Annotated in this window: 14 protein-coding genes; 7 read left to right on the top strand and 7 right to left on the bottom strand. The window is 46.2% G+C overall.

Annotated elements, in window-relative coordinates:
* On the top strand, positions 1–330 hold a 330-nt coding region (locus K8R76_03440; GenBank protein ID MCD4847226.1), incomplete at its 5' end, for a YncE family protein.
* 160 nt (positions 331–490) lie between these two features.
* On the opposite strand, the gene K8R76_03445 is transcribed toward K8R76_03440, so the two are convergent.
* From K8R76_03445 to K8R76_03460, 4 genes are read right to left on the bottom strand one after another with little or no spacing between them, the layout of a single operon-like run.
* Positions 491–1,642 (bottom strand): glycosyltransferase family 4 protein, encoded by a 1,152-nt coding sequence (locus K8R76_03445; GenBank protein MCD4847227.1) that lies wholly within the window; start codon positions 1,640–1,642, stop codon positions 491–493.
* Between the two features lie 26 nt (positions 1,643–1,668).
* Positions 1,669–2,808 carry a glycosyltransferase family 4 protein gene (locus K8R76_03450; protein MCD4847228.1) on the bottom strand — a complete coding sequence of 380 codons (1,140 nt, stop codon included), beginning with the start codon at positions 2,806–2,808 and terminating at the stop codon, positions 1,669–1,671.
* Positions 2,805–3,890, bottom strand: coding sequence for a glycosyltransferase family 9 protein (locus tag K8R76_03455; protein MCD4847229.1), 1,086 nt, complete (start codon positions 3,888–3,890; stop codon positions 2,805–2,807). Before K8R76_03455 ends, K8R76_03450 begins: the two co-directional genes overlap by 4 nt.
* On the bottom strand, positions 3,875–4,975 hold the full coding sequence (locus K8R76_03460) for a glycosyltransferase family 9 protein (protein ID MCD4847230.1): 1,101 nt from the start codon (positions 4,973–4,975) through the stop codon (positions 3,875–3,877). The genes K8R76_03455 and K8R76_03460 overlap by 16 nt, the downstream gene beginning before the upstream one ends.
* Before the next feature lie 276 nt (positions 4,976–5,251).
* Between K8R76_03460 and trxA the strand changes: the two genes are divergently transcribed.
* The 6 genes from trxA to K8R76_03490 all read left to right on the top strand — a co-directional run bounded on the left by trxA (position 5,252) and on the right by K8R76_03490 (position 8,975).
* Positions 5,252–5,590, top strand: a complete 339-nt coding sequence (gene trxA / locus K8R76_03465; GenBank protein ID MCD4847231.1) for a thioredoxin — start codon at positions 5,252–5,254, stop codon at positions 5,588–5,590.
* A gap of 4 nt (positions 5,591–5,594) precedes the next feature.
* Entirely contained in the window at positions 5,595–6,587 is a 993-nt protein-coding gene (locus K8R76_03470; GenBank protein MCD4847232.1) for an FAD-dependent oxidoreductase, read from the top strand.
* A gap of 77 nt (positions 6,588–6,664) precedes the next feature.
* Positions 6,665–7,354, top strand: a complete 690-nt coding sequence (locus tag K8R76_03475) for a thioredoxin family protein (GenBank protein ID MCD4847233.1) — start codon at positions 6,665–6,667, stop codon at positions 7,352–7,354.
* 134 nt (positions 7,355–7,488) lie between these two features.
* Positions 7,489–8,205, top strand: a complete 717-nt coding sequence (locus K8R76_03480) for a hypothetical protein (protein MCD4847234.1) — start codon at positions 7,489–7,491, stop codon at positions 8,203–8,205.
* A gap of 258 nt (positions 8,206–8,463) precedes the next feature.
* Positions 8,464–8,724, top strand: coding sequence for a type II toxin-antitoxin system Phd/YefM family antitoxin (locus K8R76_03485; protein MCD4847235.1), 261 nt, complete (start codon positions 8,464–8,466; stop codon positions 8,722–8,724).
* Complete coding sequence (locus K8R76_03490) at positions 8,721–8,975, top strand: type II toxin-antitoxin system mRNA interferase toxin, RelE/StbE family (protein ID MCD4847236.1); 255 nt, start codon at positions 8,721–8,723, stop codon at positions 8,973–8,975. The genes K8R76_03485 and K8R76_03490 overlap by 4 nt, the downstream gene beginning before the upstream one ends.
* A 119-nt stretch (positions 8,976–9,094) precedes the next feature.
* On the opposite strand, the gene K8R76_03495 is transcribed toward K8R76_03490, so the two are convergent.
* The 3 genes from K8R76_03495 to K8R76_03505 are packed head-to-tail and all read right to left on the bottom strand — an operon-like array spanning position 9,095 to position 12,293.
* Complete coding sequence (locus K8R76_03495; protein MCD4847237.1) at positions 9,095–10,366, bottom strand: hypothetical protein; 1,272 nt, start codon at positions 10,364–10,366, stop codon at positions 9,095–9,097.
* The gene (locus tag K8R76_03500; GenBank protein MCD4847238.1) at positions 10,363–11,817 is read right to left on the bottom strand and encodes a TldD/PmbA family protein; all 1,455 of its coding nucleotides are present in this window, start codon (positions 11,815–11,817) and stop codon (positions 10,363–10,365) included. Before K8R76_03500 ends, K8R76_03495 begins: the two co-directional genes overlap by 4 nt.
* The gene (locus K8R76_03505; protein ID MCD4847239.1) at positions 11,814–12,293 is read right to left on the bottom strand and encodes a SoxR reducing system RseC family protein; all 480 of its coding nucleotides are present in this window, start codon (positions 12,291–12,293) and stop codon (positions 11,814–11,816) included. Before K8R76_03505 ends, K8R76_03500 begins: the two co-directional genes overlap by 4 nt.
* Positions 12,294–12,384: the final 91 nt, after the last annotated feature.

Genomic DNA, 12,384 nt, shown 5'->3' on the forward strand with positions numbered 1-12,384 from the left:
GGCATCTGCACACTTCCATCCGGAGACTATGTTTATGTGACTAATCACACTGATAGCAATGTCTCCGTTATCCGTACTTCCGATAATACTGTTATGGCAACTGTGAATGTGGGAAGTCACCCTTATGATATCTGCTCACTTCCATCCGGAGATTATGTTTACGCGACTAATTCCTGGGATGATAATGTCTCAGTGATCCGTACTTCTGATAATTCTGTTGTGGCGACTATTGATGTGGGAGATGGACCCTGGGGTATCTGTTCACTTCCGTCCGGAGATTACGTGTATGTGGTCAATTGCGCGGAAGGCAGTATTTCTGTGATCAATTGAACTCACAGAATCGTTTTCAGCCACATAATGATACCTGAAGCCATGAAGACTTCGGATTACGGGATGAACTGGAAGTAGAATAGAAAAAACAGCAGGCATATGCTAATGATACACTTTGTTAATTGAATGCCATGCATATGATTACTCCGTTCTTATTCTCCTACTTATCCAGAACGCGTCGGTAAACATCCATTGTCCGGTGCGCGGTTTCTTTCCAGGAGAAGCGCTTTGACTGATCGAAACCCTTTTGTCGCAATTCATCTCCCATGACAGGATTTGAAACAATATTCTCCATAGCGGAAGAGATCTCAGCAACACTGTATGGATCAACCAGTATTGCCGCGTCACCTGCCACTTCAGGCATGCAGGATACATTTGAAGTAATAACCGGGCAGCCGCATTGCATCGCTTCAATGATTGGAAGTCCGAATCCCTCATCGAGTGAGGGAAAGAGAAATGCGACAGCCGAGGAGTAGAGTCGCACCAGTTCTTCTTCTGATACACCGCCTAATACAATGATATTCGGCAGAGACAGAACTTTCCTGTTTCTTTCTCTGAAATCCGACAGGTGAATGACAGTACCCGTCAGCACCAGAACAAGGAAGTATTCTTTCTTCTGTGCCTCCGGCAGCGCAAGGTATGCTTCAAGAATCCTGTCCAGATTCTTTCGGGGATATGCGCTTCCTACATATAGAAAATATGAAATTCCCTCAGGAAGAGCTTTTCTCAATGATTCCGGTAGAGAATTCCTGTCCTGCCTGAACCCGCTTCCGGCAGCAAGCGGAACAACATTTACTTTTTCCTTCACCTCTGGATATAAACCGCACAGTTGGCTAGCGGTATATTCTGTTGGAACGATAATCGCTTTTGATTCTTCCAGAATGAAGGTTATGTTGGAATCGAATTCCTTCTTCGCATCCTCCTTCTCATAGTCATCCAGAGTAAGTGGAAAAAGATCCTGAACCGTGAAAATACTGTTACTCGCTCCTATTCTTTCCGCGAAGGGCTTTGTGATGTGCAGGATATCGAAACTGTTTGATTGATGTCTGATGATCACCGATCTTATGAAGAGAATCAGATTTACAAAAGAAGGACCCAGAGCCAGTCTGTTCGGAAGTACAGATCTGATTTCAAGGTTCTGGTGGACACCGAATTCCTGCTCCAGTCTTCTCTTCCTTGATTTACTGAACGTGGAAAGCAACACAAACTGATCTTCCGGGAATTCCTGAATCAGATACTTAATTAATTCTTTTGAATATGTATGAATGCCGCAGTAACCCGAGATTCCGGATGCATCAAATCCAATCCTCATTCTGTATCTCCCATTCAACGGTAACTCTATTTCAAATAAGCATTAATTACTTTGCTGTAAACATTCATTGTCATTCGCGCGGTCTTTTCCCATGAAAAGCTGCGTGCCTGATCGAACCCTTGATTTCTCAATTCCTCTCTTTTCTCCTCCGAGCAGGCAAGCAGCCTCATTGCCGATCTGATTTCACTGACTGACTCTGGGTCAACCAGAATTGCAGCATCTCCGGCTACTTCTGGAAGACTGGCACAGTTTGATGTGATCACAGGGCAGCCGCATTGCATTGCTTCAAGCACCGGAAGCCCGAACCCCTCATCAAGTGATGGGAAAACCAAAGCATCCGCAGAGGAGTAGAACTGGATAATATCACTCTGAGGTACATCTCTCAGTACATGAAGATGTTTCTTTTCTGAGAAATCAGCTTCAAAGGAATTTTGTCCGGAAAGGACAAGAACCAGGTGTACCCCACTATCGAGAGTGTCAATATCCAGCCCGCTATAAGCATCGATAAGACGCTGCAGGTTCTTTCTGGAATCAACCCGGCCGACAAACAGGAAGTACCTGGTTCTATCAAGTCCATATCCTGACAGAACTGTATCATCACGGTTCAGCGGTTGAAACGTACTGTCAGCAGCATCAGGAACAGTGTAAATCAATCGAGTCAGGTTCGTATACAGTCTCTGTATCTGATCAGCGGTATACAGAGACGGAGTTATAACAGCTTCGGTCCGATGCAGAATTTGAGGTGTTTTCCGTTTGTAGAACCGTTTCAGACCGGAACTACTGAACTCATCTCTCGTCAGCGGGAATAAGTCATTAATGGTAGCAACAAATTTCCCTGGATAACCGGCAGCAGAATATGGATCGGTCAGGTGAACCAGATCCAGTTTGTGCTCCAATATCCTCCAGTACAAAGCCCCGAGAATTCCTGACAGCCATCTGAGTCTGTCACCAAGCATTCTGGCATGCGGCAAACCTTTGCATACTTCAATATTGGGATACTTTTCGAACAGTCTGAGGAGTTTCTCTTTCTTCGAACTGCTGAATGTTGTATAGAGAATAAATTCATCTCCCGGATACTCTGAAGCCAAAGCTTTGATAAGCTCCCTGGCGTAAGTTTTGATACCGCCGTGTCCCAGAATATTAGTAGCGTCAAATCCAACTCTCACTTTATTCCTCTCCCGCTTTCCAGAATCTCCTGTACACCGCGAATGACAGATTCGGGACTGATGAATTCAAGGGATCTGTGATCTTCAGCTATAAGGATTCTTCTGTCAACCCGCCAGGGATGCCATTTTGGCAGGGATGGATCAAAGGGCAGATACATTCCGACAACGGGGATTCCGCTCGAAGCTGCAATATGAATAACAGAAGTATCGGGACTGACCAGAAGACGAACATTGTGAATCAGTGCTGCAACATGAAGAACTGTAGATGTCAGGGGTGAGAGAATACTCTCCTTTTCCGGCATGGCAATTGTGAAGGCGCGCTTCTTATGTTCCGGAGCATATAGAAGCAGCGGTCTCATTCCCAGAGATATAATCCCCCTGCATACTTCCCTGTACCTGTCCACTCCCCACCAGCGGTTTTCTCCGCCTGCGGAGATGTTTATCGCGATGCAGTCCTCTGGCGCAACATCCAGTCCGCTCCAGAACCTTTCGGCAAAATCTGTTTCAACGTCGGACAGGGAAATCGCCCGTATAAGTTCTTCTGTCTCAATTTTTCTGCCAAGTCCCGAGAGAAGGCCCGAGAAAGCATCCATGATATGACCATCCTGGGATGCTTTCACCCTTATATTGAATGGCAGTCTGTTCTCTCTGTCTATATGCAGTTTCCACTTTGCCCCTGAGAATGCAGCGTAGATGAAGGAAGTAGTGGAATCGTGCATATGCATATCCACAACCGCATCCGGCATGAAATTCCTGGCCTCCATAAGAGAGCGTACAAACTTCCCCGGAGATTTATCATATGTGATCACCCTGATATCCTTTTCGTACTTCAGGATAATACTATTTGATTCTGAGGCTACAACAGCGATTGAAATATCGGGATGAATCTCCCCGAGTCTTCTCAGAAGAGGAAGGGTCATTATCATATCCCCTATCCTGTCCTGTCTCATAATAAGAACTCTATCAATGATTGCCTCATCGGGCAGTATTGCAAGGGTATTCGCCGCTGAAACTCCCGGAGCGATGATTCGAAACATCAGCTTTCTGCCGAAGACTTCAAGTTTCTTCAGAATTCCCGGCATAATCCACCTTCGATTCTGATTTTATCCAGTAACTTTTCGACTGCCTCCTGAACATCCCCTGCTTCTATTTCTGCAACACTATGAGGAGCGCTAATAATTTCATGTGGAACTTTCCATGGATACCAGAGAGGTAAATGATTCTCGTTAGGACAATACAATCCGACGACCGGTACTCCTTGAGATGCCGCCACATGCACAATACCGGTATCAGGAGTGATGAATATTCTAAAACCTTTCAGCAGAGCAGCTGCGTGAAGAATCGTCGGACAGACCGGGGCAACCAGTGTTCCAGGTGAGGATGATGCAATCCGTAAAGCCCTATTATGTTCTATTGGAGTTGATATCAGAATCGGAAAGTGACCTGAAGAGATCAAACGGGAACAGAGTTGAATGGTTTTCGATTCTCCCCACTGATGCAGTGGATCTCTGGTCGAAATGTTGATACCAATGGCTTTTCCCCGTAGATCAAGACCCGCTTCGCGCCAGAAAGCGTCAGCGAATCCGATTTCTTCAGATGAAAGCCTGATTTCCCTGTCAAGTTCTGATTCATCGATATCCTTCCCGAGTCCTTCAAGAAGTATCCTAGTCAGATCAGCATAGTGATGCCTTCCAGGTGGCATTGGAACTCTTACGGAGAAGGGCAGCCTGTTGTCTCTGTTGGATGCGGAAAGTCTCCAATCCGCGCCGGAGATAACTCCATAGATGAACGATGTGGTGGAATCGTAGTGCATTCTTGTATCAACTACAGCATCAGGTCTGAATCGAATGGCCTCGATAATGCTCTTGAGATAGATTGAAGGATTGCTGTCGTAAAGAATAGTATGAAAACCATCTTCGTATTTCAGAAGTGAGTTGTTGCGCCGTGAAACAACAATTCCTACTTCAGCTTCAGGAAAAAGATCACGGATCTTCCGGAACAACGGAAGACAAACGACCATGTCCCCTATAGCGTCCCAGCGCATTATAAGAATTCGTTTCAGTATCACATCCCCTGGAATCCGCTGATACACATTTTCGGATCCAAAGTGTGACAATACAGCTCTGGAAAGCAATTTTCTGCCATATGCTTCCAGTTCCTTCAGCAATGCAATAACCTTTCTGCAGGCTTCAGCGGATAAACCATTCGATTCTCAATCCGATTCAATTTGACAGTGATTATCACGATCAGTGTTCATTATAATACAAGCATCTGTGAGATATAACTACTGCGTCAGAATGTCTCTCAGGGTTCTTGTGCACGAAATGCAGGACTGTATGTTTATCTTATCTAATTACTATATCAGCATGTATGGTTCGCCTGAGATAGTGGAAAGTAACATGCTTGTGAAAAACGTAACAATCAAACCTGAAAGGAAACCAACATGCCCGTAAAACATATCAAAGGAAACGAAATCAAAGATGCATCTGCTGCAAAAGATAAAATTGCCCTTATCGATTTCGGTGCGCCATGGTGCGGACCATGCAAGATGATAGAACCGGTTCTCGAAACACTTGCCGAAGAAATGAACGACACGGTCAATTTCTATGCTGTGAATGTAGATGAAAACCCTTCTGAATCCTCAACCTTCGGAGTCAGGGGTGTTCCTACTCTGATAGTCTTCCATGATGGCCAGGAGATAGACAGAATGGTCGGTTACCGTGACGCGGATTCTCTGAAAACACAGCTTTCCAACCTCGCTGAGTCAAAACTGAGTATTTAGCTGTATGAAAGATCTAAAAATAGGTTTGACAGGCCATCCTATCAGTTCCGATGGTAAAGAGTCGGTAACAGAGAAATCCTATGATGTTATTATTATCGGAGGAGGCCCGGCAGGTCTCACATCAGCCATATATGCCGCAAGAGAAAACCTAAGCACTCTGCTTCTGGAAAAGATATCCTGCGGAGGACTGCCGGCAACTACGGATATCATTGAAAACTATCCAGGTTTTCCCGAGGGCATTAAGGGAATGGAATTAATAGGCAAGTTCAAGGAACAGGCAATAAGATTTGGTGTGGATATCATCGAGTACGGGGAAGTGAAGCAGGTAAGGCCTGAAGGAGGCAGCATCCTTGTTGAAACATCCGGGAATATCTATCAGACCAATGCTGTAATTGTAAGTTCAGGCAGCATCCCGAAGAAGCTGAATATCCCCGGAGAAAAGGAATTCATGGGCAGGGGTGTATCCTACTGCGCGATATGCGATGGGCCGCTTTACAAAGATATGGACATAGCCGTAATCGGCTGTGGAAACTCCGGTTTGCAGGAGGGAGAGTTTCTTCTAAACCACGTGAAAAGTATAACCTTTATCGAGTACCTGCCCTATATGACAGGTGCCAGGATATTGCAGGAGAAACTGCAGAAAAATAATAAAGTCGACTTTCTGCTGAATCATGCACTTACCGCCGTGAGCGGCAGTGATTTTGTTGAATCTGTTACAGTAAAAGACAGGAACAGCGGAGAAGAAAAACAGATAGCAGTTGCAGGAGTATTTATATATGCGGGTTTCTTACCCAATACTGGATTTCTGGACAAAGATGTGAAGCTGGATGATGCAGGATATGTCATTACTGATGAGGACATGATGACTTCTGTTCCCGGTATATTCAGCGCAGGTGATGTACGGTCAAAGAAAGTACGTCAGATAGATACCGCCTGCGCAGATGGTACAATAGCTGCAATATCTGCCAGGAATTATATAAGTAAACTTGAACCTTGAAATGATAACCGTTCTTCATCGTGCGCAGTCATCAGGTAGAAAGCCGATCTGCTCACGGATAGTTAAGGGAGAGAATAATGGCGCTGTTATCTTCTGAAGATTCCAAACAAGTAAGCAAATTATTTGAAGTACTTGAAACAGATGTAAATATCAGGGTCTATACACAGAAACTAAACTGCCCGACATGCTCTGATACGGAGATGATTCTTAAAGAACTCGATCCCCTCTCCGACAAACTGAACTTCACTTTCCTGAATCTTCAGACAGAAGCGGACCAGGCATTAAATGATGGCGTTGACAGGGCGCCGGCAATCGTTGTTTCTGACGGAACTCACTCCAGAGTAAAATTCTTCGGTGCTCCTTCAGGTTACGAGTTCAGTTCGCTTCTTACCTGTATCGTAGATGCCGGCGGGGCTGAAGAACCCCTGACAGAGGATACTACTAAATTTCTGGATGGACTTGAAACTGACCTGAACATGCAGGTTTTTGTTACTCCAACCTGCCCTCACTGCCCTGGAGCCGCTGTTCTTGCAAACAGGATGGCCAGTTACAGCGATAAGGTCAATTCAGCCGTTATTGAAGCCAATGAGTTTCCGGAACTATCAAACAGATTCAGAGTCCAGGGAGTACCAAGAATGGTGATAAATGAGAAGTTCTTTGCTGAAGGCGCCCTGCCGGAATCAATGATGATTCAGGCTCTGCAGAAGGCTTTGAAGGACGATCCGACCGATGAAACAAACCTGATGGACTACCTCCAGGACGATTGATCTTTGTATCTTATTCAATTCAGTGACATGATTGTTGTTTCATGTTACTGTATTATCCCTTAGTAATCCGGAGGTTTTTCATTTCTGTTTTTCTCATAACTGTTTCGCTTCTTGCAGCTCCAGTTGAGTTCCCTATGGAATGCACCGGAGTTCTTGAAGCTTACAGCTTTTTTGAACAGAGTGTTGCGCATTTCATCTACGGCAACATAGAAGCTGATGTCAGAGTGTTCCGGATAGGCCGGTTTTCCTGGAAGCTGGGTCTTTCCATGGAAACGTACATGGGCGAAAGCTGGAACAGCCCGGAGATGAAATTCAACATATATGGCGGTCACTGGAATCTCAAGACTCAGTTCGAATATCAGCTGGAACCACTGCTTCTCAGACTGTACACTGATCATGAATGTTTTCACAACATCGATATGGCGGATACGCTTTCCGAGTATATGAATAACATCAAGCTGGGAGTTGTACTGGAAGATTCCGCTCCGGCTTTCAGCGATGATATCTGTCTGTTGCCTGCCGGATTGCCGGACGGCTGGTTTTCACTCGGGTTTTACAGACCGAGAGGAGACACTTACCAGAAAGGTCATAATTTCAACTGGTCTATGCATGGTGATGTTAACTTCGAAGGCGTAATGTGGCACTCGTGGCTGTCAGGAGTGAGATATCACGCTGATTTCTTCTTCCATGACGACGGAAACAGCTCATCCAGACACCGCGGGGAACTGTACTTCGCATACAGAACTCCTGCAGGCTCATTTGAAACCCATCTGACACACTATTTCAGGGATACACAGCCATTCCGGTCACTTGATGGAAAAACCTGCTGGGGAATCAGATTTATCTGGTGATAATACCTGCTCATCTATCAGTATATCGTTTGTGACTTTAATCCGATCTAATCTATAACTTGCGGAACTCTGAATTTAACGATATTCCTGGAGCGCCTTTTCCTGTTGGGTTGTTGTGATTAGCAGTATTTACTTAATCCATAGTACATAGTACTCCCTGAATCTCGTGCCTCTCAGAGAGGACGTTCGCATTGACAGCAAGTCCATCCAGGCTTAGTTTACCGGTGTACCATAATATGTACACTAGGAGTGATCAATATGACGAAGTTAACTGCGACAGACGCCCGCAAGAGTTTCTTTGATCTCCTGAAGGGAGCCAATGAGAGACATGAGGTCTACCACATCCGGTACAGGAATGGGGATGCAGTACTCATGTCCGAGTCTGAGTATGAGAGTCTACAGGAGACATTGGAACTGCTCTCTGTTCCTGGCTTCCGAGAAGGCTTTGACGCAGCCCGGAAGGAAGCCGAGGCTGGTGATACTCTCTCTTTCCGCGAGGTCTTCGGAGAGGAGCAGTGAGGTATCGTATTCGCTTCACGCACCAGGCCGCCAAAGACATTCAGAAGCTCACTCCAAAGCTCCAATCAAAGCTGAAGGACATCCTTCGGAACCGTTTAGCAGTTGATCCATACTCCGGTAAGACACTGGTGGGATATATGAAGGGATACTACTCTCTCCGCTTAAGCTACAAGGACCGGGTTGTGTATTCGATCGACGATGACGACTTGATCGTCCTGGTCGTTCGGGCCAAGACACATCAGGAGGATTAGAAATACGAACAAAATCCGGCATTTCAATTGAGAAGAACCGAAAAGAAAGAAATACACAGCCATTCCGGTCACTCGATGGAAAAACCTGCCGGGGAATCAGATTTATCTGGTGATCTCTGTCAGCCAAGTACCGTTTCAGAAATAACCATCGGCGGAACATTTACTTGTCCTTTACGAACTGCACTTCCCAGGATCTCGATTCTATTAAACAAATCAAGAGGTTTCCAGTTCCATCGGAAATCCTTAACAGGATGAACGATTTTACCGTTCTCAACAAGGAACACTCCATCTCGAGTCATTCCGGTAAGGCTCAGTTCCTTCTGATCGACAAAGCGGATATACCAGAATCTTCTGAAGAGAAGGGCTCTGCCTTCAACGCTTTTTATTAGGTCCGCCGTTGAACCCTCTCCCCCTTCAATGGCTAATGTTCCCGGGATGAACAATGGCTTTCGATCTGTTTTCTCAGCCCAGTATCGTTCGCATGGCTGATTAATCAGTACACCGTTTTCGATCCAGACAGCATCCTCTGCTGCAAGGCCTTCCTCATTGAATGGATCACCTTTCAGAATACCGTTCACAATACTGCTCATAGTAAACAGATCTCCGGTTATTTTCTCCCCCTGCCTGCCAGTGAAAATGGTTAATCCTTCGTCAGCTGATCTGGCATTTAAAGACCAGGCTATATACGGTACAAGATCGGCAACAGCCTGCGGCTCGAGAATCAGTTTGTATGAACCTGGTTCAAGATCAACCTGATTCATATCTGCTTCAGCCTCCTGAGCAACTTCTTCGACTGTCCTGGAAACCGGGAGATCGCGCCATGCAACAGAGTTGACGGATCTGTAGCTTGAACCCTTTCCCCTGTCCATGGTCAATCTGAGGAAAGCTGATGTGGACCTTTGGAACCCCAGATTCCCTGTGGAAGTGCCAAGAGCAGTTGTATCAACGATTATTCCCGTTATTCCGGAAGCTTCCATATCGTTTCTCTCAGCAGTTTCAATTGCAGCTGCCGCTGCTCCGGTGCGACTATCCGGATCAGCTTCAGCAGTTTCAGCATCCCATTTCTCAACAATTGGATAAACCTGACCGGCCTTAACCGGAGGCTTGTACTCAGGATCAGGCGAGGCTGTCTCAAGCATTTCCATGGCGGAATCGAGTATCGAGGGAATCGCATCCATATCTATCCTGTGAGTGCTGTAGACAGCCTGTCTTTCCCCGTCACCAAGTGTCAATCGAAGTCTCCGTTCAAAAGTATCCATGTTCTGGGTGATTCTGTTCTGACCGAATCTGACAGTTGCCAGCCGCTGCTCGGTCAGCCTTACCAGCACATCGGGAACAGGCGCTTGCTCCTGAATTGCATTAATAAACACAAACATCTCTTCCCTGGTCATTCCGCACCCCTTCCTACTTCGATATTTCTGAATCGAGACACACTGGCTCCATGGGTCATTCTGGCGGCCTGAACAGGCTCCCCTTTGCCGCATGTAAGCAGACCCATAGTCCTGAAGAATCTTTTATCGGAGATGCCGTCACAGGAGCCCCAGAAATCTCTGGTTTTAGATCTGTAGATGACCTTTTTGAGGGGTTGAACCTTTTTGCCATTCCGTATCTCCCAGAACAGGTCGCCGCCGAACTGGAAATTTACTCTTCTCTGATCAATACTGAACGATCCGCGCCCCTCAATGTATACGCCCTTCTCCACTTCCGAAATGAGATCATTCGGAGTAACCTGCTCCGTTCCGGGTTCAAGATAGAAATTAGGCTGCCTGTTTATTGGAAAACAGGCAAAATCCATAGCCCGGCAGCACCCTCTGCTATGCTGCCTGTCAACAAGAAGAGCCGTTTCCCGAACGGAACCGAATTCCTGGAAAATACCGTTCTTTACTGTATACCATTTCTGACCCGGCACTCCGTCATCGTCCCAGCCCCAGCTGGCTACTCCGAACGGAAGCGTATTGTCAGCGATGAAATTCACTTTATCCGAACCATACTTCAAATGCTCCTGGTCGCTGATCTCGAGAAAGGTTCTGCCGGCCATATTCGCTTCCCAGCCAAGGACTCTGTCACTCTCGGTGGGATGTCCAACGGACTCATGCATGGTAAGACTCAGGTGAAGTCCGTCAAGCACAAGATCCATTACACCCGAAGGACCTTCCGGTGCTTTCACCTTCATAATAGCTTCTTCCCTGGCTTTCTCAGCCCATGCTATCATATCTACCTGCTCTATCCATTCCCATCCGGCTATCCTTGCGCCATCCTGAAGAGAGCGGCTCTGCATATCATTATTATGCACAGCGTACGCTATCAGAATAGGCTGTGTAAATGTCAGATCGGATGAGACCAGTGTTCCCTCTGTGTTCCCGAAGACTCTCTTTCTTCTTTCGAACCAGAGATATGACCAGCTCATGCTTATCAATGGAGAGGAATGAATAATATCAGCCGCGCTTGAAAGAAGATCCATCTTCTCTGTTCTGGGTATTTCAAAAGGATTCTTTACGCAGGGGCCATCGTAATGTCCGGTTTCAGGCTTCTCAATGGACAGTTTAACCATACCGCCAATTGCACATGATCCAGATTTTGCCACATCAACTGCTCTGTCAACGGTTTTTTCTATTAGGCCGGTTTCAAATCCGCTGCATGATGCAAATCCCCAGCAGCCATTCACGAGCACTCTTATTCCGATGCCCTGGTTTGCCTGCATTTCAGTTTCAGCCAGTCTCTGCTTCCGGAAAGCAATGCTTTCAAGATCAACGTTCTCCACTCGCACATCACCGTAATCTACTCCTCGATGCTGCAGCTGCTCGATTATTTCAAGCGCTGAACCTCTCATCTCTTCAATCATTGGGTATTTCCTTCCGAATCGTTCATGGTTTTATTACTACCGCTTGAAGGACAGTCCGCTTTCTCAAGAATCCTGGTCATGCTCATGTTGAAACCCTTCTTCGATCCCAGTCTCCGATTGATGACAACCGCGGCTATAATACCAACCAGCAGCCCGACACCAGCGCCCATTGCTCTGACCGAATCGCTTTCATTCATCATGAAAAAATATCCAGCTGTAAGAAGCAGTACGGGCAGCAGGAATGTGGAGGTTATCATTGTAAGTGACGCTGCCGGCGCAAGCTCAAGTTCCACAAGATCCCCTGGTTGAGCATCTTTTTCGTTCTTCATCCAGCTTTCCGGATTAGACGATTTCCCGCCTGAAAGCGAAAAACAGGCACTCCTGGCTTCACAGCCATCACATTCTCCTGCACCGGACAGTGAAACCAGAGCTTCATCATCTCTCACCTTAAGGACAATCCCGTTTCGTTTCATCATTCCTCCGATTACTGATATGTGATCGAGTTCACTCAGGAATTTACTCCTAACCTGTTAATTTCAACCTCTTCTGACCAGCCTATGCAATTAT

Origin of the sequence: Candidatus Aegiribacteria sp., assembly GCA_021108435.1 — a bacterium.
Classification (GTDB): domain Bacteria; phylum Fermentibacterota; class Fermentibacteria; order Fermentibacterales; family JCC-6; genus Aegiribacteria.

Coding starts and splice junctions, on each gene's coding strand:
- K8R76_03445 (MCD4847227.1), bottom strand. CDS start 1,642: ATGAGGATTGGATTTGATGCATCCGGAATCTCGGGTTACTGCGGCATT.
- K8R76_03455 (MCD4847229.1), bottom strand. CDS start 3,890: ATGCCGGGAATTCTGAAGAAACTTGAAGTCTTCGGCAGAAAGCTGATG.
- trxA (MCD4847231.1), top strand. CDS start 5,252: ATGCCCGTAAAACATATCAAAGGAAACGAAATCAAAGATGCATCTGCT.
- K8R76_03470 (MCD4847232.1), top strand. CDS start 5,595: ATGAAAGATCTAAAAATAGGTTTGACAGGCCATCCTATCAGTTCCGAT.
- K8R76_03475 (MCD4847233.1), top strand. CDS start 6,665: ATGGCGCTGTTATCTTCTGAAGATTCCAAACAAGTAAGCAAATTATTT.
- K8R76_03480 (MCD4847234.1), top strand. CDS start 7,489: ATGGAATGCACCGGAGTTCTTGAAGCTTACAGCTTTTTTGAACAGAGT.
- K8R76_03485 (MCD4847235.1), top strand. CDS start 8,464: ATGACGAAGTTAACTGCGACAGACGCCCGCAAGAGTTTCTTTGATCTC.
- K8R76_03495 (MCD4847237.1), bottom strand. CDS start 10,366: ATGACCAGGGAAGAGATGTTTGTGTTTATTAATGCAATTCAGGAGCAA.
- K8R76_03500 (MCD4847238.1), bottom strand. CDS start 11,817: ATGATTGAAGAGATGAGAGGTTCAGCGCTTGAAATAATCGAGCAGCTG.
- K8R76_03505 (MCD4847239.1), bottom strand. CDS start 12,293: ATGATGAAACGAAACGGGATTGTCCTTAAGGTGAGAGATGATGAAGCT.